Origin of the sequence: Helicobacter sp. MIT 03-1616, from assembly GCF_000765685.2 — a bacterium.
GTDB classification, from domain to species: Bacteria; Campylobacterota; Campylobacteria; order Campylobacterales; family Helicobacteraceae; genus Helicobacter_C; species Helicobacter_C typhlonius.
On the sequence record NZ_JROY02000007.1, the window covers coordinates 26,999 to 48,848 of the forward strand.

Below are 21,850 nucleotides of genomic sequence, written 5' to 3' on the forward strand. Positions count from 1 at the left end.
CTTTTATTATTTTTAACCATTTCGCCATTTGATACTTCGCACAGAGATTGTATTTACTTATCCCCCCCCCCCGCATAATTTACATCACTTAATAGATAAAGGGGTGCGTTGCATTGTGTTTGAAGATGTTTTATGTAATACGCAAGGGTGGCGATGTTGATTCTATATATGTAGCAATCCTCCATTGTCCTTGCGAAGTCGTTTATGGCTTGCCATTTTATAGATGCTCTATCGTAGCAAATGAGCCTCTTTAATGCTCTTTTGCATAGCCTTAAAAACGAAAAAATAGGGGAAAATACACTCTTCATAGTTGCTCCTTTGGTAAGAATTGTATATCTCTTAGGATTTGTGTCAAAATGTGCTCCATACGAGATATATCATATATGATTTCTATAATTTGTGAATCTGCTATGTGCCACAATGCAGGATATTGTGCTATGCTATAAGCTTTGAGCGCAGATTCTGCGTTATAGGTGGCAGTAGGAGTGCGATTATAGAGGATACTCATAGGTGTTTGCGTTTGGGTAAGAAACTCTAGCAGTCCGCACCTTAAGCCAACAATGCGTTTGGCTTTTTTTGCTAATGTAAAAATCTCTAAGAAGTCTAAATCACAAGTTTTATACACTGCCCCCCCCCCGCTTAATAGATTCTCACTTGCTTGATTCACAAATACATCATAACCTTTTTGTGTGAGTTGAGTTATAAGTTTAAGCCAAAATTCATCGTCTATGAGCTGTATAGAATTTGCTTTTGGGATAAGTAAAATAAAATTTTTAAGATTGAGATTAATCTTAGCACATTTTTGCAGGACACTCTTTTCACTTTGTGGAGGAATACACACTTTGCGCGGACAAATGTCATTGAGTGGAATTTTTAATTGAGAAATGATAAAGCAAAAATGATTGATAGGATTGTGTGGGTGTTGCTTATTAAAACCAAGAAGTTTGCCAAAAAATGCAGTGCCTGGTAATATGGTAAAGATTCTAAAAGAATGAGTGCGAAAAGAGTAATGAAAATCTGGTATTTTATGCTCTGGTATATTCACAAAAATATGAGGAATCTCTGGGCAAAGAGCTTGTATTAATTGTAAATGATAAGGTTTTGTCGCAAGTAAAAGTGGATTTTTGCTTTTATTGTTTTTAACATATCTATCAAAGCAAAAAGCAAGAAAAAAATAAACTTCTCCGCTATTTGTGCGAAACATATAAATATCATCATATTGTTTGTCAATATGTGCGAGATAGGTATATTCAAATCACTTTACTCTTGGGTCAATGAAAGATTTTTTAATGATTGTATGCAGGAGTGCAAGTTTGATTGTAATGATTTGGTATCGGTGAATCTTGGAGATAATAAGAAAATTTTGAAAAAGTTTTATTTCTGCTTTGATTACAATATCCCACTTATTTTTATAGGTTATTTTTTGCAAGATAGGATAATTAAGTAAGAGTATAGCCTTTTGTGTTTGAGTATTTGTCGTTTGTTGAATACATTGATAAAGCTTCATTACTCTTTTTACTTGCCTTTATAAATTTTCATCGATTTGGTATGCAATTTTAAAGGCTTCATCGCGTTCTTTGTTGATAGCAAAGGCGGTTTTTAGCCCACTTGGCTTTTTGTCATTGACTAAGATTCTCTCACCTAATGGCATATCACACAAAATATGATGATAAATAATGCCCTCTTTGGCTAAAAATGATTGCAAAGATTCTAATTCCTCTTGCTTTCTTGCTGTGAGCAATATCACCTTATCACCCTTAGGCAATTTCTCAAAAAAATCTTTTACGCCTTCGAGCAAAACATCGTTTCCTTGCAGGTAACCATTATGCTTGAGTATCGTGCCATCAATATCTAATATCCAAGTTTTGTGTAGAGTTGAGAGAGTAAGCATTACAACACCTCGCCTAGCTTGACTATGCCATTATAGAATGCCCCACATATTGAATCATAATCTTCCCACGCATATGTAGTGAGCGAGAGCCAAATAACAGCGTGAAGCAATTTGATTTTACGCTTATTGACAAGCGGGAGGTTATCAAAGAAAAACTCCTCCATATCCGCCCAATTATTAGGCTTTATAGCAAACTCTACTTCATTATCTTGAATATCAAGCGTGAATTTTTTTAAATTAAATTGGTCATAATCGCCTTTAAGAGAATAATAGAGTTTCGCCCAGTCATAATCCTCATCACCAAATATTTTTGTATCGCCAAAATATCCGCGTGGGTCGATAAAAGCTACTTTCATATGAAAGGTATCAAACATAAGATTGCTAAAGGTGCAATCCCCGTGGATAAGGCAGAAATATTGAGGAAAGACATTTTTGAGGGCATTTATCAAGGCTTCTTTATTGAAAAATACATTTTTGTAATAATGCCCATTGATTTTGATAAATTCTTTATCTGCAAAGGGAATAAGTGGCTGCACGAGGGAAAGTCTTTCAAAAGTCTTTGTGATATAAGTTTGCTCCGTGTCCTTATCATTTGCACTTTGTTTGGGCTGAAGATTATGCAATTCATTAAGGGCATTTATCGTGGCAAGTAAAATTTCTTTTTTTTGAGAAAAGGTAAGGCAGTCGTATTCGTAGATATTTTTGCCTTGCACGCGTTTCATTGTGAGAGGTTGATATGCGTAAATATGCGGAATAAAATCAAAATTAAGATTTTTTACATATTCATACCAAGCAATTTCATTGATAGCTATTTGCCTACCCTGCTCATTAATACCACATTTTGTTACCATATCATCATTGAATGTAATAGCATTAAATGGGCGGCATTTTGGGGCAGATTCATTATTATCCGCATAAGAAAGGAGTGTGCCAATTTCTTTTGAACCATTTAGATTTAGTCGTTTAAATGGGATATTTTGATATTTTAGCCAAGTTACAAATGCGCCCTCTTGCTTAATATCTGCTAAATATTTCTTGTTTTCAAAGATAAAGAGCCCAGCTACGCCATTTTCTTTGGAGGGTTCGTTTATAAATTGATTGTCAATATATGACCAGCGACATTCAAAATCTTTAGAAATCCCTATATAATTTCCTTTTTCACAAGGGATTGTAAAATTGTGAGAGAGAATTAAATCACACCATAGAATCATAAAGGGTTCGTTATCACCCTGTGATTCTAACGCGTCTTTAATTCCTGATATTGTCCCCCCCCCCCGCAGCTTTTATAATCTTATAATCTACTTTAGAGGCAAAACATTTGAGATATTTTTCAAGCACATCGGCTTTGTAATCTGCAATAATTGTGAATCTGTCGTTGCAGAATTTTTGAAAGATATGAAAAATAATTGGGAGATTATCCACAGGCACAAGGCATTTGGGTTTGTTTTTGGTTAAGCCCTCTAGCCTCGTGCCTTTACCACCAGCTTGAATAATAATATGCATAGAATCTCACTTGTATAGGGGGTAAATTTGTTGGCATTATAGCTTAAAATTTATTGAATTTGTTAATATCTATAATTCTTTCAAGTATCTTTGTGATTATTTCTCTTGGCATCATCAGCTTTTGTAACACCTTGTCCTTCAGCGGCACAAAAGGATAGTGCTTTTGGGTTTTATTAAGACGATTCTTAACGCCAACACTACCTTTTTGTTTAGTGATATTAAATCTCATATAGTATCGCAGCTTTTATTCTTTATATAAATACAAGATTCTATTTTTAGTAATCTTTACAGAATCTTACAAGGTTTTATTTTTAGCAATTTCCTTATATGTCTCAAAGACATCACCTATTTTTATGTCGTTATAGTTTTCGAGCATAATCCCACATTCATAACCCTTTGAGACTTCTTTGACATCGTCTTTAAATCTTTTAAGTGAGGTGATAGCACCTGTATGCACCACTACACCATCGCGTATAAGGCGCACCTTGATACCTCTTTGAATGCTGCCATCAACCACCATACAGCCTGCGACTGTGCCGACTTTTGGGATATTAAAGGTTTCACGCACTTCAGCCTGTCCTGTATTTTCTTCCTCAATTACAGGTGACATAAGTCCGCCAAGCAATGCTTTAATATCATCAAATAAATTATAAATCACAGAATAAGTTTTAATCTCCACACCAAGCTCTTTAGCCTTTGCCTTTACGCTTCCTGTTGGGCGGACATTGAATCCTAAAATGACACTATTATCGCTCGTAGCGCATAGGCTTATGTCGCTTTCGCTAATACCGCCCACGCCAAAGCCAATCACATTTACGCGCACCTCGTCATTGCTCATCTTTTCCACATTTACCTTAATCGCCTCAAGACTTCCTTGTGTATCTGCCTTGATGATGAGTGGCAAGGTTTTCAAATTGCCCTGTGCCACCATTTCACCTAGCTCGTCAAAGGTAGCTTTCGTACTTTTACTCAATTCTTTTTGACGCAGATATAATGCTCGTTTTTGTGCGTATTCCCTCGCCACAGCGTCATTTTCCACGCTTAGAAGCATCGCACCAGCTTGTGGCACGAGCGACAGCCCGGTAACCACAGCTACACCAGAGGGATAAAGCTCCTTAATGTTCTGTCCCCTATCATCAAGTAATGCCCTCACTCGCCCAAAAGCAGTATCCGCAACAACCGAATCCCCAAGCTTAAGCACACCATTTTGCACGATGATAGTTGCCACAGGTCCGCGCCCCTTTTCCAAACTTGCTTCAAGTACAATTGCCTTTGCTTGTCCTTGTTGTGTGGCTTTGAGTTCAAGCACTTCGGCTTGAATAAGGATTGTTTCAAGCAGATTCTCAACGCCCTTACCTGTTTTGGCAGAAATAGGGATAAATTCATATTCTCCACCCCATTCATTTGGTGTGAATCCAAGCTCGGCGCACTCGGCTTTGAGCTTATCGGGATTGGCATTTTCTTTATCCATTTTATTCATCGCGATGATGATTTGCACATTAGCGGCTTTGGCGTGATTAAGTGCTTCAATAGTTTGCTGTTTTACGCCATCATCGGCAGCAATTACAATAATGGCAATGTCTGTTACTTGTGCGCCTCTGCTTCGCATTTGTGTGAAAGCTTCGTGTCCGGGCGTATCGATAAAACTAATTTTTTTGTTATTTTTTTCCACCATATACGCGCCGATATGCTGGGTAATACCCCCTGCTTCACCGCTTGCCACGCGTGAATTACGAATATAGTCAAGCAATGAAGTTTTCCCGTGATCTACGTGTCCCATAATCGTAACAACAGGAGGGCGTTCAAATTCTGGTGTGTCGCCTTGACTAGAAGATTCTAATCCCTCGTGTGGATTCACATCTTGGATTGAAATCTCAAGCTCAAATTCCTCACTTAGAATCTCAATCGCGTCTCTATCCAAAAAGTCATTTTTTGTCGCCATTACACCGAGATTAAATAGCACCTTTATCACATCTTTGAGTTCGGCATTGATGAGTTCGGCAAACTCATATACGCGTATTTCCTCGGGAATAGAAATAGGACCTTTTACCTTGTCCGTATTTTTCACAATCTTAGGTGGTTTGCGCCTCTTACCCCCACGCTTAATGCTCCCCTCGTTCATCCACGGATTCTTACGATGTATCTGCACCCGCTCGGTAATTGCTTGGCGGATTTGGTTTCTCTCCTCCTCATCACGCACTTGTGTTTCATTCAGGTCAAAAAGCACAATCTCATCTTGCTCATCATCGTAGCTAGATGCAATATCTCTATTATCGAGAATGTGAATCTTTTGATCCGTGTGTTTATGGGCGACTTTGGGCTTTAGCTTGTCTTTTTTCTGTCGTTTTTGCTCCCCATTGGCACTATCGGCTAGAAGTTCCTTATAGCTTAGCGTGGGCTTTTTGACTTCCTCTTTTTTAGATTCTGTTTGTGGCTCCTCCACTTTGTTTCTACGCACAATGCGTAAACCCTTTTTGGGTTCCATAGGCTTAATACTTGTATCTAGCTCTATGTTAGGGGCTTGTTGCTCTGGTGTAGTGTCCTCATTGTGGGGTTGTGTTTTTGTTTCTATTTCTATTCTTTTCTCTGCCTGTTCTTTGGTTTGTTTGGTGCTTTTACTACTTGTTTTTTTAGTAGTCTTTGTTACCTTATTCTTGCTCTCTTTGCTTTCTTTTGATTCTTTAGAGTCTTTGTTCCCCTTAGTCGCACTCTCTTTGCTTTCTTTTTGCTCCGACTCTTGTGTGGGGATTGGATTCACACCTGTGGTCATATATTCAAGCAGCCAACCTGCTTCTTCCATTGTGATAGAGCTTGAGGCTGTTTTGACTTTCAAGCCCATTTCTTTAGCTATTTTAAAAGCATCACCTGCTTTTTTACCAACCTCACTTGCTACATCGGCTAACCTTACTTTTTCCATAGATTCCATATCTCCTTTATATGTTCTATCTGTTCTTCATTGACTTGTAGTTTATTCATCTTGATGACTATTTGAAATGTTTTGGGTTGCGCTAGGCACTCCTCACACACATAAAAACTTCGCCCCTTCCCACTAAATTCACATAGGGAGTAATTAATATTTTGCAGTCTTAAAAGCTCCTTTTGCTGAAATCTCCCGCGACATTTTATGCACATACGCGTTTGTTTTGGCATTCTCACGCTATTATACCCAAAGATTCTATGATTGCACCAAGTTAGCGCCTATATTGTCAAATTCGCACTCAAGCACGCGGAATTGCGGGAAGCGTCCTCGCAGAATCTGCATTAAATTTGCGCTATCATCGCGGTAGCAGATATTCAAAAATGACGAGCCAGAGCCCGAGAGCGTGGAAAGGAGCGCACCATTGTGTAATGCAAGTTTTTGCACACTAAAGAGTGCAGGGCAGTTTTTCATACGCGCCTTTTGGTGGAATCTATCTCTGCTTGCTTCCCTCAAAAGCTCCCATTTATGCGTGATAAACGCCGCACTTAGCATACACGAGCGCGAGAGATTAAACACCGCGTCTTTTGTCGTATATTTTTTAGGTAGATTGCGGCGAGACATTTTTGTAGAAATGGATATGTTTGGAATCACTATCACTGCTTTTATATCCGCGGGCAGTTCCGCCTGAAAGCTCACCACTTCATTGGTTTTGTCATTTAGCATAGCGATATTGAATCCCCCATAGAGTGCGGGAGTGATGTTATCAGGGTGATTTTCGTATTTGAGGGCGAGTTGCAAAATTTCGGACTTATTTATAGGCTTTTGCATTATATGATACGCACTTACAATCGCGCCAATAATTACCGCCGAGCTCGAGCCAAGCCCGCGCGATATGGGTATGGCATTGTCAAAACTAAACTTGAAATGCCCCTGCGGATAGTCATATAGGCTTAGAATCTCATTGAAAATCCTTACAAATACATTATCTACGCGCAATTTTGGGTGCTCCTCGCCTTCCCCCGAGATATGAATACTGCTAAGACGCGAGGGCGTGATGCTAAAGCTATTGTGTAGCTTCAACGCCAAGCCCAAAGTATCAAAACCCGGTCCAAGATTTGCGCTTGTCGCAGGGACAGAGATAATCACACGCACTCCTTATGCTAAAAATTGCGTGATTATAATGTGTTTTTGGTTGTATTTTCTTTAGATTATCATATTTTGGGCGAAAAAGTGGAAAACAATGCAAGTTATCTTGAAAAGATTCAAAAAACCTATCAATCTTTAGAATCTTTGCATTATTTCAGCGCACCCTGTATCGCAAAATCGTCTTAAAATTGCAAGGTGCAGTGCGGTGGGGATTGCTTAAATAAATCTCTGTATGTATCGTGTCTATGCGTGTAAGATGATGTGCTAGACAATAGCTATCCATTATCGCAAAAGTTTTAGGTTCATCATCAAATGCGCCCTTGTGTAGCATTTGCACACATTTGCCCTCCTGCATAGTCTCAAAGTCAATGTCAGTAAGATAGTCAAGTTTTTTCTTTTTTATCAGGCTTTCTTTGGTAGATTCTATATGTTCTCGCCCGATAAAATGAGGTTGGCATATCATTATTTTGTAATGGAGCTCATCTTTATCTAGCTTTGCCTGTTCGTGTCCTGCTGCTTGCTTTTTGCCCCATATGCCCTCTAATGGATACACAGCATAATCGTCAATATTTTCACCCGTGTTTTTGTCTTTTTGTAAAAGTTGGGATTTTTTATATGCCATTTTGAGCGCATAAGCAAGAGAAAAAAGCGCAGAAACTTTGTGTGAAAAAATCTCTTCATTTGGATTTCCTATGCCTGTAAGCGTAATGAAATTTTGTGCTGGTATTTCAAGCACACAGGGTGTTGTCTTTGCCCCATAGAGTGTCTTTTCTTGCTTTTTGTAGTCGTATTTCATAGGGATTCCTTGTGAAAATTTGGCTTTAGAATCTTGCACGACATTATAGCCAAATTAAACACGAGCTTACGGGGTATTATATCAATTTTGATAATGGTTTGCAATACATTTTCATTGATTCTGTAAAATCCGCAGAATTTATATTTAAAGGAACTTTTATGAAACTCCTACCTCACATTGTTCTTTGTAGTGTTTTGTGTATAGGCTGCTCTTCCGGGTCAAAAGCGCCAAATATACCACAACACACATACATAAAACAAAAAAATTTAGGCATAGGGGATAGCCCTACACCACCTAAAAATTTAAAGATACCGGGCAAAAAATCGCGCAAAATTTTAAAGCAGCAAGAAAACAAAAGACTACCCTTTAGAGATTTAAAATCTAATGCGCCAAAAGTGCCTAAAAATGAATCCGACCCCGTATCGATTATGTCCTCAAGTGGGGGCGTTTTGACGCTTTGGGCTTTGAAGGAGGGGAATTGGGTGTGGGGTTATCCTCCGCTTGATGCGCACGAGTTTGGGGAGGCTTTATTTTGGCGCGTGGTGAGCTTTGAAAATCATCAAGTGATGATTAAAAATATCGCTAAAGGCACTTGTCTAGAGGCATATAGAAATGGCGTGATTCACAGCCAATGCAATCAAAAGGCATCAACGCAGTTTTGGACTTTTAACTTTTTTGATAATCAAGCTGTGCAGATTCAAAATGTCGCTACAAAAACTTGTCTGCAAACACCCACTTTCCGCCATACGACCTATTATAGTATCTTTCTTACGCAATGTGCTATCAATATGCCCAATCTTGACCAGCAGTGGTATATGGTACCGATCATAAACCCTGCGCCAGTGATTTTTTCAACAAATTAAGGAGTAAATAATGAAAATATTTTTATTTCTTTTTATAAGTTTTAACCTTGCTTTTGCAAATCTTGAAGAATTTAGAGTAAGCACTTGGAATCTGCAAGGCTCATCAGCAAATACCGAAAGTAAATGGAATATAAGTGTGCGACAGCTTGTAACCGGTGCTAATCCTGCAAATATTCTTATGGTGCAAGAGGCGGGTGCAGTTCCTTCTTCAGCGGTTAGGACAGAGCGGAGAGTGCAGCCCGGTGGCACACCGGTAGAGGAATTCACTTGGAATCTTGGCTCATCGTCTCGCCCACGCAATGTATTTATCTATTACGCGCCACTTGATGTCGGAGCACGGAGAGTGAATCTCGCCATAGTAAGCGATAGGAGAGCTGATGAGGTGTTTGTGATTTCTCAAAGCACAATTGCTCCGCAAACCTCGCGCCCAGTGCTTGGTATTCGCATTGGCAATGATGTATTTTTCAATATCCACGCATTAGCAAGTGGTGGTGGGGATGCTGCTGCATTGGTTACAGCAGTGCATGATAATTTTATCAATATGCCGCAGTATAATTGGCTTATTGCGGGGGATTTTAATCGAGACCCGGCAAATTTACAAGCGGGGCTTGATACCAGAATCACAAATCATATTAGAATCGCCGCCCCAAATTCTGCCACGCATTTTGGTGCAAGGGGTGCAAACAGGACGCTTGATTACGCTGTGATTGGTCGCTCAAGCGAAAGCCGCTCTGCTTTGTCTTTGCCACCCATTGTTGCGCTCATTATGGTGGCAAATATCCGCGCACACCTTGCATCCGACCATACTCCGGTGCATTTTGGACGCTTTTAGGAGGTAACTATGAAAAAATTTTTATTGATTTTTGCTTTTTTTGCCTTTTTGTATGCAGATGATCCAGAGGATTTACCTGATTTTACTTCACCATTTTCGTTAAGGAGTGTTATGCTAGGCGATGCGCTAGCTCCAGACCCAGATAATCCAAATTGGAATCTCAAAGAAATTGCGCTTACTCCACAAATGCGCAAGGGTGATCCATTTGATAAATTTAATTTGGGCGCAGTGCAATTTGTTAATACAAACAAGCCGGATATGTGTTTGGGGATTGAAGAGAGTGGATTTTTTGGGCTTAAGTCTTGCGAGGAGGATTTGCGTAGTCAAAAGTTTCAAACCCTCTTTACGATTATACCAACTGCTATAGATGCGGTGCAGATTCGCTCTTTTGTTTTGAATAAAGATGAATGTATCGCTGCGTTTTTGAATCCGAGACTACCCTCAGGCGTGGGCATAGGCATCAAGAATTGTGTTGTCGATAAATTCTCTAATGTGCCTGTTAGCCATCTTATTTTGATAACGCCCGAGCTAAGAGAGGCAAAGACGATTAATCCGTAGGGGGCAGGGGGAGTTTGTGAATTTAGAATCTAAGCTGTATTTAAGGTAAAACAAAGAGTTATTTTTGCTTGCTAGATTTTAAATTTCCAAAGTTTCTGTGTAATTATATCTCTCGTTGATAAAGTCTCAACGCATAAAATCAAAGGTATTTTGTGTTTGGGCGAAAAACATAATGCTATGTTTGTGAAATTTAAGTAGCTTAGGCAAAAAGATATTGAGAATCTCAAAAAAGAGATTCACGATAGCAAAGCCAAAATTGATGAGCTACAAACACAGCAAAGCATCTTGCAAACACTTCAAAAAGGAGACACAAAATGAGTACAACAACAGCGGCAGCAGCAAATATTGGGGGGGGGCAATTCGCATATCTCGTTGATTGCGATGGGCAGAATCTCAAGCTCTATCTAGGCATTTCCAACAATCTTCCACACACTCCACACAGGCGCATGACATAGACAATGCCGCATTTTTGCGCGACACCTTTGCGGGAATTTATGCAGGCTCGCATTGTGAGGCTTGCGCACAAAATCCGCTTCAAACCCTACTTGCCTATGCGCAGGCTATGCTCGGAATCCCATCGCTCAAGAAACCACACAAACAAAGCAAGAAATACTGCATTTCGCTTGTTGGGGGAAATGCATGATGAATCCATCACATCTTAGGGAAATCTACCATAACGTTAAAGCCAAACTTCATGAAATCAATGCATGCCTCGCCAATCAAGAAGGGGAATATTTTAAAAAACAAGTTCTGTCTCTCGAAAATGTTCAAAAAGACCTTGATTCCAAGTTAGATTCCTTAAACCAAGATGCTGAATGGGATATTTTTACCATTGCATTCTATGGTGAAACCAATGCAGGAAAATCTACTCTCATTGAAGCCCTGCGGATTTATTTTGGAGAAAAAACAAAAATGGATTCATGGAATGAATTTAAAAATATCTATGAGCCATTTATAAAACAAAAAGAAAACTTGGAACAAAATATACATGAACAAGAACAAGCTATTGACGAATTATCTAAATATATTTTAGAACAAATGCTATTAGAACAACATAAGCGAAAATCTCTTTGGTATCGCTTTTTCTCATTTTTTAGCACCCATTCTCTAGCAAAACAAATTAAAAATCTTGAAAAAGAGCTTGATAATAAGAAATCACTCTACAATCAAACTCAAGAATCCTTACAGACCTTATTGAATAGATTGCTTCGCTTGAGTGATGGCAACATAATTGGCGATGGACGTTCGGATTTCACGCGTGAGGTAACTTCTTATATCTTTAGTATCAACAATCAAAACTTCCAAATCCTTGATGTGCCCGGCATTGAAGGCGATGAAATACAAGTGAACAATTCCATACTTTCCGCAACAAGGAAGGCGCATTGTGTGTTCTATATTACACGCGTGCCCACTCCTCCACAAAAGGGCGATGATAACAAAAAAGGCACGCTCGAAAAAATTAAAGAGCATTTAGGTGCACAAACAGAAGTATATAGTATCTTCAATAAATCCATCACCAATACTCAACGACTAGAACAAGCTTTGGTCAATGAGGGCGAAAAGCAAAGCCTACAAGTGCTCGATGAAAAAATGCAAGAAGCTTTGGGCGAACATTATGTTGGCAGAAAAGAGCTTTCTGCAAAAGTAGCCTTTCTGGCTCTTGCTGAATGTTTGTTTGCTGAAAGCAAGAAACGTGAGAGGGAAAAATTTTTAAGTAAATATGACTCGATAACCTTACTTCAGAAAAGTGGTTTTGGGGAATTTGCAGATTTTATTGTAAGGGATTTGGTCAAAGACACACAAGGCAAAATCAAAAAATCCCATTACAATAGAGCCAATGCAATACTTTGTGGACTTCAAGGATTACTTACAAAGATTTCTGCGACATACGAAAAACTTTTAAGCGATGCCAAAAATGAAGTAGATGATACAAAAAATAATCTTGAACACATCAAAACTCAAAACCTAAAAGCAATCTCAAATAAGATTGATGAATGTATCGAAGAATTTAAAATAAATATAAGGAAGTATACTTATAAACTCATTGATTCCGATGTGAGTGATAAAGAGTTTGAAAGACTACAAAAAGACATACAAGAAGAACTAGATAATCTCAAGAGACGCATTTCGTATATGATTCAAGACTTTAATTACAATCTTCAAATAGACTTTGGACATGATATATCTATGGACATGAAAAGTGGCATTGACACTGTGGGAATCTTTGCTTCGCTACTTGGTGCTGTGGGAATTCCTTTTACCCTGGCAAACTCTTGGAATCCCGTAGGCTGGACGGCTGCTGCACTAATGGGGATAGCGATGTTGATAGGTCTTGGTAAGTCTATATATAAATTTTTCAGCTCCGATTATAAAAAATCGGAGCAAAAAAGAGTAGCTAACAAAAATCTCGAAAGAATATCAGAAAATATCAAAGAAAACACAGAAAAAGAGCTGGAGAAGCTTCGCAGAAACGTAAATGAGTATATGCAAACGCTCCAACAAGAATGCGAAACAGTAACTGAACACATACGAGAGCCTTATATTTTTATTTGTCGAACACAAAAAGAAGTCAAGCAACTCACATACCAAATCCAACGCGAAGGAGAACTTCCATGACAAACACTATTCAGAGTTTCAAAGAACAACAAAGTAAAGCCCTAGAGACCTGTAAAAATCTTTTGGCTTTCTTGGAAAAAGGAAAGGAGATAGAAGTATTCATTGATGAAAATCTAATCAATAAGCTCTTGAGGACAATAAGTGAGATAGATTCCAAAAAGCTCAAAGTGGCTCTCGTTGGTGGATTTTCAGAAGGAAAAACGTCTATTGCGGCGGCATGGCTTGAAAGACTTGATAAATCAAGCATGAAAATTAGCCATGAAGAATCGTCAGACATGCTAGCAATATATGAACTAGGAGATGACATTGAGCTCATCGACACACCTGGCTTGTTTGGCTTTAAGGAAAAACATAGCGGCGCAAATGTTGAAAAATACAAAGACATCACGCGTAAATATATCAGCGAAGCACATTTGCTTTTGTATGTTATGAATGCGGCAAATCCTATTAAAGAAAGTCATAAAGATGATTTAAACTGGCTATTTAGGACGTTAAATCTATTGCCAAGAACCATTTTTGTTTTAAGTAAATTCGATGAAGTCGTTGACATCGAAGAACAAGATTCTTACCAAGAAGCCTTAAAAATTAAAAAGGAAAGCATAACCAAAAGATTGAGCGACTTGATTGAACTATCCAACAAGGAATGTGAAACTCTTTCAATTGTAGCCGTTGCGGCAAATCCTCTTGATAAGGGCTTTGAACATTGGCAACAAAACATGCAAGAATTTAAAGCACTATCACATATAGAAAGCCTACAAAACGCTACACAAGAAAAAATCATAACTAATGGCGGTTTTGAACTTATTGTGCTTGAAAGCATAAAAAGCATAATTGCAGATGTAATACACAAACAATTACCACTAATTACAGATGAAAATGAAAATATAAGTCAAGCCAAAATAAGATTTATTGAAGGCACAAAGCACTTGCAGTCAGACATGAAAAGACTAGAAGAAAATATTTCAGAATCAAGAAGAAGTTTGCGCAATTTTGCGACAAATTATTTTACAGACCTGATTCTACAACTACAAGGCACAAGCCTAAAAACTTTTGGAGAATTTTTTGAACGCGAGATAGAAGTGAGGGCATTATTCTAAATACAAGAATCCAGAATGAATTTGACAAACAAACTGAATATGTGCATCTCGAATTTCAAAAAATTGCTACACATTTTGAAGCAAAAATCGACACTTTTTCTAAGTTTATAAATACTGCAGGGAAAGAGGGATTGGGCTATATTCAAAAATCTGGAGTCATTAATGCTAATAATGTAAAAATAGTACGAGATAGCATGGTAAATTTTGGAAAAATAGTGGGCGTAGATTTGACTCAAGCCTTAAAATTTCAACCTTGGGGTGCCGTCAAGCTTGCAAAAGGGGCAAATGTTGCCGTTGCCGTAGCGGGCATAGCATTTGAGCTATGGGATAGCTACAAACAATACGAGAAAGAGCAGGAATTTCAAAAAGTAAAAGATGGCATTAAAGAAAATCTTGAGGGACAAAGAAAAGAAATCTTAGAGCTTGTTAATGGTGAAAGTTTTATAGAAACATTTTTTAAAAACTATATGCAGTTAAAAGATAAATATACAGAGATAAACAATGAAATGAAGGCTATCGAATCCAAACAACAAACATTTGAACAATGGGCAAATGAGGCTAAAAAGATTGAAGAACAATCTAAACAACTACTCATGGGACAAAATCAATAGAGGAGAGAGAATGAAAGCAACAACAGAAAAGGAATTGGCAGAAGCAATTGAAAGTGGTGCAAGCAGCATCGAAATATATGGCGACTTAGCAAGGCATACTATTGGCATTAAGGCAACGGGACAAGTGGCATGGTTGGTTGCCATTGGTGCGATTGGAGTCGCGGTGGCTTCCCTCATGGTTTCGCCCGCAACCGCTGGAATCACTTCAGGATTTGCTGCAGCATCTGCCGCGGGAGCTGTGGGCATTCTTGGTGCTGCCACAACCGCAACAGCAATCAGCATTGCGGTGGCAGCAGGAGGTGTTGGTATTTTGAACAGCTTGAGAGATTATAATATGGAAAAAATCTCTGACACACATGTGAAGCTGACTAAATCATAAAACCAAATTGTGATTCTATTTGTTGTCTTTTGCGGCTTCAGATGTGCCTATTTTGGCATAGAAGATTTTAGATTAATTTTTATCATTATGATGTCATTGCAACACAGAAAGGAACGAGATGATACAACCAGCGGCTGTAAAATATACATGCAAGTGTGGCTTTAGAGAATCTACCAACCCCAAAGTGATGCGCTCAACCCATTGCACGCGCAATACGCATGCGCCTGCCCCAGATGTGGCGAGATGATGTCGGGCGAGGCATTGCCACCCAAAAAACGTTATGGCTTCACTTTTTCGGACGGCATGCCAGACGAAGAATTGCTCAAAAAGACATTGGAAAACTACTTTCGTAAACTAGGACAGCGGAATAGAGATGAATAATGAAATCACCCGCAAAAATCCAAAAGAATGCACCACGAATCGATAAGAGAATCGAGACTATATTTTGCATTTGCGGGGCTTGTTGAGGGCAAAGAAAAGATGCGAATCTCTCGCGTAAATTTGAGGGCGAGAGACTGTGTTGGGGTAAGGATTTTATAATGCAGACAAGCCTGAATCTTTAGTGGAAAGGCTAGATTCTTGCAATATTGCTGAAAGAGCGTTGTTGCCTTTGTGCCATTGAGAAAAATGGCTCGAATTTCGCTTGAAGTGAGTAAGGAAAAAATATCATTGAACGCAATGTTTTTCAGGCTCGAATCGCTCGAGCCCGTAATGTCGCATGAGTACACAATATCCCAAAGAACGATAGAGTGGGATTGTAAAAATGCTTTTTGCATTTTAATATGTTGCTGTCGCTCCTCTTTGTTGAGCTTCGTGAATTTTGCATATATCGTTTCATCACCAAACAATGCCCCCAACACCTTCCAAAAACGATTCTGTAGGTGCGCATAATAGAATCCCATTTCTCTTGAAGCAACAGAGGGAAAAGAGCCGAGAATGAGGATTTTAGAATCTTTATCGATATTGCTAGGCGCGAAAGGGTGGAGGAGCATTCGGGCATTCCTAATATTATTATATAAACAATTCCGCAATAGTAGATTTGATATGATTTTGCATATTTTGAATTTGATAATTTTGTTTATTATAATAAAATAAAAATACTTCAATAGGGAGATTATCAAAATAAAGCGAATTTCCCCGAAAAATATCTTTAAAGCCACGCAGCTTATAGCGCGCATTTGCCTCAAGCCCCAATCCTTTTGGGTCGATAAAAAAGATTTTATATGCCCCGCTTTGCTTATGCCTTAGCCAAAAGATAAAATCGGGATAGAATTTTCTAAACTCTTGTTTCTCCTCATCAAAATAAGGGATATAAATCGAATCCACATTTTCAACAATCCGACTGAAACACCAATCGTATTGCTTTAAGACATTACTATTGTCTTGCAAGTATTTCTGCAAATCTTGCAAAAATTCTATTTCACTTGGTTCTCTAATTGCATAAATAATCCTGCTATCATTTTTCTTGTCTATGACTAAAGGATTATAATAATGCTCTTGCAAACTAGAATCTAAAATATATCCATAGACTTCAGCATTTTTCTTGTTGTGTTGTGATTGTAGAATCGTGTCTATATACTCTTTTGGCACTCCCTTAGATTCTAAAACCTCCCTTGTCTCCATAGTTTTTGCCTCTACAATCTCTTTTATCTTTGCATTCATCTCTTCTACAATAATAGAATCAAGCGTGGAGCTAAACTTCTTAAAATGGCAAATTTCATTGTCAATTTCTGCAAACCTTTCAAATTCCTTGCTCTTGGCATTAAAGAAACCCTCCAAAACGCTCAAAGCATTCTCCGCTTTGAGCGTTTGTATATCCCCATCTATTTTAATCGCTTGTGTTTCGCCCCCATTTGCCATTTTTTCTTTCACTTTGCATAATGTGTTATAGCCTAAATCTTTCGCTCTTATGTTCTCGCTCAAAAGCAGCACATCTTCATCAAACGATTCTATATAACTTTTAAGTTCCTCAAAATCGCAATGTGAGAGGATATAAGGCTTATTTTGTAAGCTTGTGGAATCTTTATATTTTGGCACAAGCAGGGGCTTAAAGGCTTTGCTTTTTCTAAATCCACTTAAGGGGTGGCTTTGGATAAATTCCTCTAATCCCTCTAAAATCCCCTTTATCGCCTCTGTTTGGGTTGCCATTATAAAAAGCGTCTCAATACCTAAAGCTTTATTGCGAAATCTCTCCCGCAGATTGTAATCAAGATTCTCACATTGCCCAAGCCTTTTTCTCACTCCCTTAAAAGGCTCAATCCGCACACCTCGTCCAATAGTTTGCAAAACATATTTTTTGGCATTTTTACTGCCTATGTTAATAAAGCTAATCAGATTCACGCGATTACTATCCCAGCCCTCACTAAAGACTTTGCTTCCCATCATAATTTGTATCGGCGAGTCGCTATGATTAATATCTTGAAAATATCCATTGGTAATATCTTCTCCACTCTCAATACCCAAGTTACTTAGATATTGCTTCTCCCATTCTCGAATACTTCCAATATTTAAAAGCAAGAAGGGTTCTTTAGCGTTTTTGGATTTAAAGACAATCTCTTTGGTATTGCCCTTTATCCTACACGCTTCAATCATAGAACTTTGCGAGGCATAAAACATTTCTTTTCTTAAAGTCTTAGAATCCATTGTTTGAATAAGCTCTAAAAATTCCTCATCTAAGCTTAGATTTTTATCAAAATACAAGTTTTGATTTTGTGAAAGATTCTCATAGAGATTTTGTGCTAAAGGCATAATATCTCTATCCTCTTTTAAAATCTGCAAAATCGCCTCAAAGTAAAGCTTTATCCCCGCATCTGTGGTATTGACTTTATCCGCAACAGCAATAATTAGCGGTTGATGATAGGCAAGTTTTAAGCTCTTGCTAAATTTTTGCATTATGTTTTCTCTATGCTTTTTTATCGCACAAAAGAGTATAAAACTCTCTAAGATTTTTACGATTTGCTCCTCATTTTTTTCTTTATCCCTAAAGGATTTTAAATCAGAATCCAACACCGCGATATTTTTGCCATAGCCTTGAAGATTGAATCGTTCTAAATTATAATTAAACGCACAAGTTTGCAAATCAAAATTATCACTAAAGGTTGCAGAGAAATTAAAAATAAAGCCCTTGTTAGATTCACCATTACCCTCTGCAAGCTCTCTTATATAGCCTTTGCGCACAGAATCTTTACTATCGCCCTTATGCGCCTCATCAAGTAGCACAATCCAACCCTCATCTCCTAAAAAGTTCTTATAATTTAATCTCTTCGCCCTAGAATCCTTGCCGACATTTTCACTCGTATCAAGTAAATCACTGCGTCCAATAAAGACGATATTCTCATCAAAGAGTGAAGTGCCATAACTCACGCTTTCATAGTCTTTTAAATCTTTTAATGTAATTGTTTTGCTTTGATAGGTGTTATATTCTTTGATATGCGCCTTAAACTGCTCTAAAATCTTATCGTTTGGCACAAGCAACATTATGGGTTTGGCAGGCAAAGTTTTCAGTCCAAACAAATCGTGCAAAAGGGCAATTAGCTTTATCATCACGATACTTTTGCCGCTCCCCGTTGCCATCCAAAAACTTGCAGAGTTCATTTGCTCTTTTGTTATGCCCTCTAATCCACACTCTAAATAATTTTGGTAAAGAGAATCAGGGCTTTGTGTATAGAGGCTTAAAGCAGCAATCGCGCTTTTAAGGGCTGCGATTTGATATTCTTGCAAAGAAATGCTATGAGAAAAGCTACCAAATTCAAGGGAGGCAAAAAGGGATTCAAAGTCCTGAATCTTTGGTGCAAGGATTTCTTTAAGAATCAATTTTTTCTCTAAAGTTGCTTTTTGTGCGGATTTTGTTTTACTCATTTACTTTTCCTTTACGCAAAGCTTTGTAGGTAGATTCTAAAATTTCTTTATCCTCTTTCTCTGCTTTAAGCAAATGTTCCTCTTTGCGTTTTTGATTAAATTTTTCATACTGCTCATAGGCGACTTGCTCCATTTGCACATTAGAAACACTGCCATTATCTTTTAAAATTTCCTTGCCTTGAAAGGTAAGCAAAGAATCCACATTCTGCCTCCAAAAGTCCATAGTCAAGGTTTGTTTATCTTTCACTCTAAGCTCTGCGGATTCTAAAAATACATTCACCAAGCGATTCAGGCTATCTAGCTCCTCTTTATGTAGATAATTTTTCGCCACAATCACATCGCCTTTGCGCACAATATTACCTTTCCAGCTTGTTAACCCCATATTAAGCTCCTTTGCATTTGCTCTCTCACAAATCAGCTCCGCAGCGGTTTTATGCGTAATCGCATATAAAAGCTTATTTTGCGTTTGAGCAAAAAACATTTGCGTTGCTTTATCGCTTGGGTCATAATCCACACTCAAAGCAAAAAGTTCGCGCACTTTTTGATAAAACCTTTTTTCACTTGCTCTTATATCACGAATCTGCTCTAAGAGTTCATCAAAATAATCCGTCCTGCCATTTGGATTTTTTAATCGCTCACTATCAATCACAAAACCTTTTTGCAGGTAGCTAGCCAAATGCTCATTTGCCCAGATTCTAAACTGCACCCCTCTTTTGCTTCGCACACGAAAGCCCACAGCTAAAATCATCTCTAAGGAATAAAATTTCACCTTGTATTGCTTGCCATCATTGGCAGTTGTTCGGATTTCCCGAATAACTGAATCTGCTTGCAATTCCCCCTCTTTGAGGATATTTGTGATATGTTCGCTTATGCTAGATTTGGAGGTGTCAAAAAGTTTTGCCATAGAATCTTGGGCTAAAAATACACTTTCGCCAAGTTCATAGAGTTCAACCTTGACTTTTTTATCTTGTGTGGTGTAGAGGAGGAGGTTTGGCATATTGGTCATCATAAATATTTTCCTCTTAAAATATCCAAAAATAACTGATTTCTATTTTCCGCATCACAAATCAAAGAGTCATAATCCATAAAATGTATTATTATATTGTTTGCTTGATTGTATTTATAACAAATTGGAAAATTACTATTTGTATATATTTGATTATAATCGTCTCTAATGATACTTTGCAAAACCGCATCATTAAATTTTAAAAATCCATAAGCCCAAATTCTTACTTTTTTTTGAGAATAAACTTCATTAATCATTGCAGCATAGCTAAGAATTTGTTGGTGTGCTAATGCAAAATATTCTTTCTTTGCTTCAGGTTTTTTAAATTCTATAAGCAAAATATCAGTTATCTTATCTTTTTCATAAGTATTAGAAATAATGCTTAACAAATCAGGTCTTTCTATATTCTTGTGTAACTCTGGAAAAATATCCTTAATCTGCATATCGCTAAAAATTTTATCATAGCACATAAACCTATCATCAAATAGCCAAACATTATTGTTCCTATAATCTTGCTTATCATCGGATGTTTTCTTAGGCATAAACAAATTATGAATTTCAGCTTCTATACTCCCTTTAGTAATAGAGTTTTTTAATTTCTGGATTAATTTGTCTCTATCGAATACATATTCGGCTAATTCTGTTTGCGTTACTTTCACTAATTTGGATTCATAATTTCCTTTTGCTTTATTGCTATCATCTCTTAAAAAATCTTTATCATCATTAAATTCTTTTTTTGCATTTTCTAACATATCATTCACATTTAATTCATTTCTATTTTCAAAATATACTCCAAGATAAGGCAATTCTTTAATTGATTTTTTTCTATTTTCTTTAATTGTATTTTCTACATCAAAATTATGCTCTCTATAAATTTCTTTAAGCTGATTCTCTAATTCATCATATATATCATTCCAATTTAAATCTTCAAACTCAAGCGAGTTTTTTCGTTTAGGATAGATCTGCAATTCGTTTCTTTCATCATTAACATTTTTATCAAAATAATCAGATTCTAAAATATAAAATATTCTTAAATCTTTTTCTTTTGGCAAATTATATTTACTTTCTTGGTCTAAATCTGAATTTTTTATCACAACCCTATTGTTCGCGACATAAAACCCTTCATTTTTAAAATCATTTTCCCCAAAAAGATATGATATTCCAAAAGAATAATTTTTAATTTTAAATTCTTTCTTTTTAAAATGTGGTATTTCATTACTTTTAACATTGTCTACACACTTATCATTTTTATAAATATCTATTTTAATATCTTTATTTTCTGTTTTAAAATAAGCCAAAAAATGTTCTTTAATTTGCTTTTTAATCTTAGAAAAATCAATTGAAAAATTATCTTTTGGATTTAATAAAATTATTTTAGTTTTGTCATAAAAGTCTTGTTCTTTAGGCTCTGTCATACCATTATAAGTAAAGTCAAATTCTTTATCTTTGCTTATAACCTTTACGCTTTTAAAAAGTTTGAGATATATAAATCTTCCTATACCCTTGCAGCCTAATGATTTTTTATAATTACTACGATATTCCCCAAAAGATTTTATATTGCCCTCATTAAAACCATCACCATTATCAATCACTTCAATTTTATCTATATAGGGAGTTTTATTTTTATCATCTAAACTAGAGGCTATAATTTTAAGTTCAATCAATGTAGCATTTGCCTGTATTGCATTCATTATTAATTCAAATATTACATTCTCAACCTTGACATTTTTTAATTGTTCTACAACCTCTGGTATATTCACATTTATTTTCATCA

22 protein-coding genes and 1 pseudogene are annotated in these 21,850 nt (G+C 37.1%); 9 read left to right on the top strand and 14 right to left on the bottom strand.

All coding sequences use genetic code 11. The annotated features are described in order from the left end of the window. Positions 1-53 precede the first annotated feature (53 nt). From LS67_RS06075 to thrB, 9 genes are all read right to left on the bottom strand, one after another. Entirely contained in the window at positions 54-308 is a 255-nt protein-coding gene (locus tag LS67_RS06075) for a hypothetical protein (RefSeq protein ID WP_034325839.1), read from the bottom strand. Next, positions 305-1,204, bottom strand: coding sequence for a hypothetical protein (locus tag LS67_RS06080; RefSeq protein ID WP_034325841.1), 900 nt, complete (start codon positions 1,202-1,204; stop codon positions 305-307). Before LS67_RS06080 ends, LS67_RS06075 begins: the two co-directional genes overlap by 4 nt. Positions 1,205-1,255: 51 nt before the next feature. Beyond that, entirely contained in the window at positions 1,256-1,507 is a 252-nt protein-coding gene (locus LS67_RS06085; RefSeq protein WP_034325842.1) for a hypothetical protein, read from the bottom strand. Between the two features lie 18 nt (positions 1,508-1,525). Then, positions 1,526-1,891: a hypothetical protein gene (locus tag LS67_RS06090; protein ID WP_034325844.1), complete on the bottom strand. Its 366-nt coding sequence runs from the start codon at positions 1,889-1,891 to the stop codon at positions 1,526-1,528. Continuing rightward, the gene (locus LS67_RS06095; protein ID WP_201274023.1) at positions 1,891-3,102 is read right to left on the bottom strand and encodes a phosphotransferase; all 1,212 of its coding nucleotides are present in this window, start codon (positions 3,100-3,102) and stop codon (positions 1,891-1,893) included. Before LS67_RS06095 ends, LS67_RS06090 begins: the two co-directional genes overlap by 1 nt. A gap of 37 nt (positions 3,103-3,139) precedes the next feature. Further along, on the bottom strand, positions 3,140-3,394 hold the full coding sequence (locus LS67_RS09795) for a sugar phosphate nucleotidyltransferase (RefSeq protein WP_201274024.1): 255 nt from the start codon (positions 3,392-3,394) through the stop codon (positions 3,140-3,142). A gap of 295 nt (positions 3,395-3,689) precedes the next feature. After that, entirely contained in the window at positions 3,690-6,311 is a 2,622-nt protein-coding gene (infB, locus tag LS67_RS06100; RefSeq protein WP_034325891.1) for a translation initiation factor IF-2, read from the bottom strand. Continuing rightward, positions 6,299-6,544: a DUF448 domain-containing protein gene (locus LS67_RS06105; protein ID WP_231944797.1), complete on the bottom strand. Its 246-nt coding sequence runs from the start codon at positions 6,542-6,544 to the stop codon at positions 6,299-6,301. The genes infB and LS67_RS06105 overlap by 13 nt, the downstream gene beginning before the upstream one ends. A 25-nt stretch (positions 6,545-6,569) precedes the next feature. Further along, positions 6,570-7,460 (bottom strand): homoserine kinase, encoded by an 891-nt coding sequence (thrB, locus tag LS67_RS06110; RefSeq protein WP_034325851.1) that lies wholly within the window; start codon positions 7,458-7,460, stop codon positions 6,570-6,572. 21 nt (positions 7,461-7,481) lie between these two features. Between thrB and LS67_RS09625 the strand changes: the two genes are divergently transcribed. Then, positions 7,482-7,646, top strand: a complete 165-nt coding sequence (locus tag LS67_RS09625; protein WP_156407262.1) for a hypothetical protein — start codon at positions 7,482-7,484, stop codon at positions 7,644-7,646. Here LS67_RS09625 and LS67_RS06115 read toward each other — a convergent pair. Continuing rightward, positions 7,615-8,256, bottom strand: a complete 642-nt coding sequence (locus LS67_RS06115) for a GyrI-like domain-containing protein (RefSeq protein WP_034325853.1) — start codon at positions 8,254-8,256, stop codon at positions 7,615-7,617. The genes LS67_RS09625 and LS67_RS06115 overlap by 32 nt on opposite strands. A 158-nt stretch (positions 8,257-8,414) precedes the next feature. Here LS67_RS06115 and LS67_RS06120 point away from each other — a divergent pair, with 158 nt between their 5' ends. The 8 genes and pseudogenes from LS67_RS06120 (at position 8,415) to LS67_RS06145 (ending at position 15,212) form a co-directional block, all read left to right on the top strand. Continuing rightward, the gene (locus tag LS67_RS06120; RefSeq protein WP_034325855.1) at positions 8,415-9,119 is read left to right on the top strand and encodes an RICIN domain-containing protein; all 705 of its coding nucleotides are present in this window, start codon (positions 8,415-8,417) and stop codon (positions 9,117-9,119) included. A 10-nt stretch (positions 9,120-9,129) separates the two neighbouring features. Further along, positions 9,130-9,951: a cytolethal distending toxin subunit B family protein gene (locus tag LS67_RS06125; protein WP_034325857.1), complete on the top strand. Its 822-nt coding sequence runs from the start codon at positions 9,130-9,132 to the stop codon at positions 9,949-9,951. 9 nt (positions 9,952-9,960) lie between these two features. Continuing rightward, a complete protein-coding gene (locus LS67_RS06130) occupies positions 9,961-10,509 on the top strand; it encodes a hypothetical protein (protein ID WP_034325859.1) in 549 nt (182 codons plus the stop codon). A gap of 314 nt (positions 10,510-10,823) precedes the next feature. Further along, complete coding sequence (locus tag LS67_RS09630; protein ID WP_161594482.1) at positions 10,824-10,964, top strand: hypothetical protein; 141 nt, start codon at positions 10,824-10,826, stop codon at positions 10,962-10,964. 14 nt (positions 10,965-10,978) lie between these two features. Further along, complete coding sequence (locus tag LS67_RS09635) at positions 10,979-11,152, top strand: hypothetical protein (RefSeq protein WP_156407264.1); 174 nt, start codon at positions 10,979-10,981, stop codon at positions 11,150-11,152. Continuing rightward, the gene (locus tag LS67_RS06135; protein ID WP_161594483.1) at positions 11,152-13,125 is read left to right on the top strand and encodes a GTPase; all 1,974 of its coding nucleotides are present in this window, start codon (positions 11,152-11,154) and stop codon (positions 13,123-13,125) included. Before LS67_RS09635 ends, LS67_RS06135 begins: the two co-directional genes overlap by 1 nt. Then, positions 13,122-14,833: pseudogene (locus LS67_RS10255) on the top strand (LeoA/HP0731 family dynamin-like GTPase). Before LS67_RS06135 ends, LS67_RS10255 begins: the two are co-directional and overlap by 4 nt. Before the next feature lie 10 nt (positions 14,834-14,843). Further along, positions 14,844-15,212: a hypothetical protein gene (locus tag LS67_RS06145; protein ID WP_034325862.1), complete on the top strand. Its 369-nt coding sequence runs from the start codon at positions 14,844-14,846 to the stop codon at positions 15,210-15,212. A 386-nt stretch (positions 15,213-15,598) separates the two neighbouring features. Here the strand turns inward: LS67_RS06145 and LS67_RS06150 are convergent, their stop codons facing one another. Genes LS67_RS06150 through LS67_RS06165 form a run of 4 tightly spaced genes read right to left on the bottom strand, consistent with a single transcriptional unit; the run spans position 15,599 to position 21,848 of the window. Beyond that, positions 15,599-16,204, bottom strand: coding sequence for a DNA-deoxyinosine glycosylase (locus LS67_RS06150; protein WP_034325863.1), 606 nt, complete (start codon positions 16,202-16,204; stop codon positions 15,599-15,601). Between the two features lie 19 nt (positions 16,205-16,223). After that, positions 16,224-19,070, bottom strand: a complete 2,847-nt coding sequence (locus LS67_RS06155) for a DEAD/DEAH box helicase family protein (protein ID WP_034325864.1) — start codon at positions 19,068-19,070, stop codon at positions 16,224-16,226. Then, the gene (locus LS67_RS06160; RefSeq protein ID WP_081953901.1) at positions 19,063-20,067 is read right to left on the bottom strand and encodes a virulence RhuM family protein; all 1,005 of its coding nucleotides are present in this window, start codon (positions 20,065-20,067) and stop codon (positions 19,063-19,065) included. The genes LS67_RS06155 and LS67_RS06160 overlap by 8 nt, the downstream gene beginning before the upstream one ends. An 8-nt stretch (positions 20,068-20,075) precedes the next feature. Continuing rightward, complete coding sequence (locus LS67_RS06165; RefSeq protein ID WP_236096363.1) at positions 20,076-21,848, bottom strand: ATP-binding protein; 1,773 nt, start codon at positions 21,846-21,848, stop codon at positions 20,076-20,078. Between the last annotated feature and the right edge of the window lie 2 nt (positions 21,849-21,850).

What these genes read in the sequence shown, in the direction of transcription:
- LS67_RS09795 (WP_201274024.1), bottom strand. Translation starts at nt 3,394, where the DNA reads ATGCATATTATTATTCAAGCTGGTGGTAAAGGCACGAGGCTAGAGGGC.
- LS67_RS06075 (WP_034325839.1), bottom strand. Translation starts at nt 308, where the DNA reads ATGAAGAGTGTATTTTCCCCTATTTTTTCGTTTTTAAGGCTATGCAAA.
- LS67_RS06150 (WP_034325863.1), bottom strand. Translation starts at nt 16,204, where the DNA reads ATGCTCCTCCACCCTTTCGCGCCTAGCAATATCGATAAAGATTCTAAA.
- LS67_RS06160 (WP_081953901.1), bottom strand. Translation starts at nt 20,067, where the DNA reads ATGCCAAACCTCCTCCTCTACACCACACAAGATAAAAAAGTCAAGGTT.
- LS67_RS06095 (WP_201274023.1), bottom strand. Translation starts at nt 3,102, where the DNA reads ATGATTCTATGGTGTGATTTAATTCTCTCTCACAATTTTACAATCCCT.
- LS67_RS06145 (WP_034325862.1), top strand. Translation starts at nt 14,844, where the DNA reads ATGAAAGCAACAACAGAAAAGGAATTGGCAGAAGCAATTGAAAGTGGT.
- LS67_RS06165 (WP_236096363.1), bottom strand. Translation starts at nt 21,848, where the DNA reads ATGAAAATAAATGTGAATATACCAGAGGTTGTAGAACAATTAAAAAAT.
- LS67_RS06115 (WP_034325853.1), bottom strand. Translation starts at nt 8,256, where the DNA reads ATGAAATACGACTACAAAAAGCAAGAAAAGACACTCTATGGGGCAAAG.
- LS67_RS06090 (WP_034325844.1), bottom strand. Translation starts at nt 1,891, where the DNA reads ATGCTTACTCTCTCAACTCTACACAAAACTTGGATATTAGATATTGAT.
- LS67_RS06125 (WP_034325857.1), top strand. Translation starts at nt 9,130, where the DNA reads ATGAAAATATTTTTATTTCTTTTTATAAGTTTTAACCTTGCTTTTGCA.
- LS67_RS06135 (WP_161594483.1), top strand. Translation starts at nt 11,152, where the DNA reads ATGAATCCATCACATCTTAGGGAAATCTACCATAACGTTAAAGCCAAA.
- LS67_RS06080 (WP_034325841.1), bottom strand. Translation starts at nt 1,204, where the DNA reads ATGTTTCGCACAAATAGCGGAGAAGTTTATTTTTTTCTTGCTTTTTGC.
- LS67_RS06120 (WP_034325855.1), top strand. Translation starts at nt 8,415, where the DNA reads ATGAAACTCCTACCTCACATTGTTCTTTGTAGTGTTTTGTGTATAGGC.
- LS67_RS06130 (WP_034325859.1), top strand. Translation starts at nt 9,961, where the DNA reads ATGAAAAAATTTTTATTGATTTTTGCTTTTTTTGCCTTTTTGTATGCA.
- LS67_RS06155 (WP_034325864.1), bottom strand. Translation starts at nt 19,070, where the DNA reads ATGAGTAAAACAAAATCCGCACAAAAAGCAACTTTAGAGAAAAAATTG.
- LS67_RS06085 (WP_034325842.1), bottom strand. Translation starts at nt 1,507, where the DNA reads ATGAAGCTTTATCAATGTATTCAACAAACGACAAATACTCAAACACAA.
- infB (WP_034325891.1), bottom strand. Translation starts at nt 6,311, where the DNA reads ATGGAAAAAGTAAGGTTAGCCGATGTAGCAAGTGAGGTTGGTAAAAAA.
- LS67_RS06105 (WP_231944797.1), bottom strand. Translation starts at nt 6,544, where the DNA reads ATGCCAAAACAAACGCGTATGTGCATAAAATGTCGCGGGAGATTTCAG.
- LS67_RS09630 (WP_161594482.1), top strand. Translation starts at nt 10,824, where the DNA reads ATGAGTACAACAACAGCGGCAGCAGCAAATATTGGGGGGGGGCAATTC.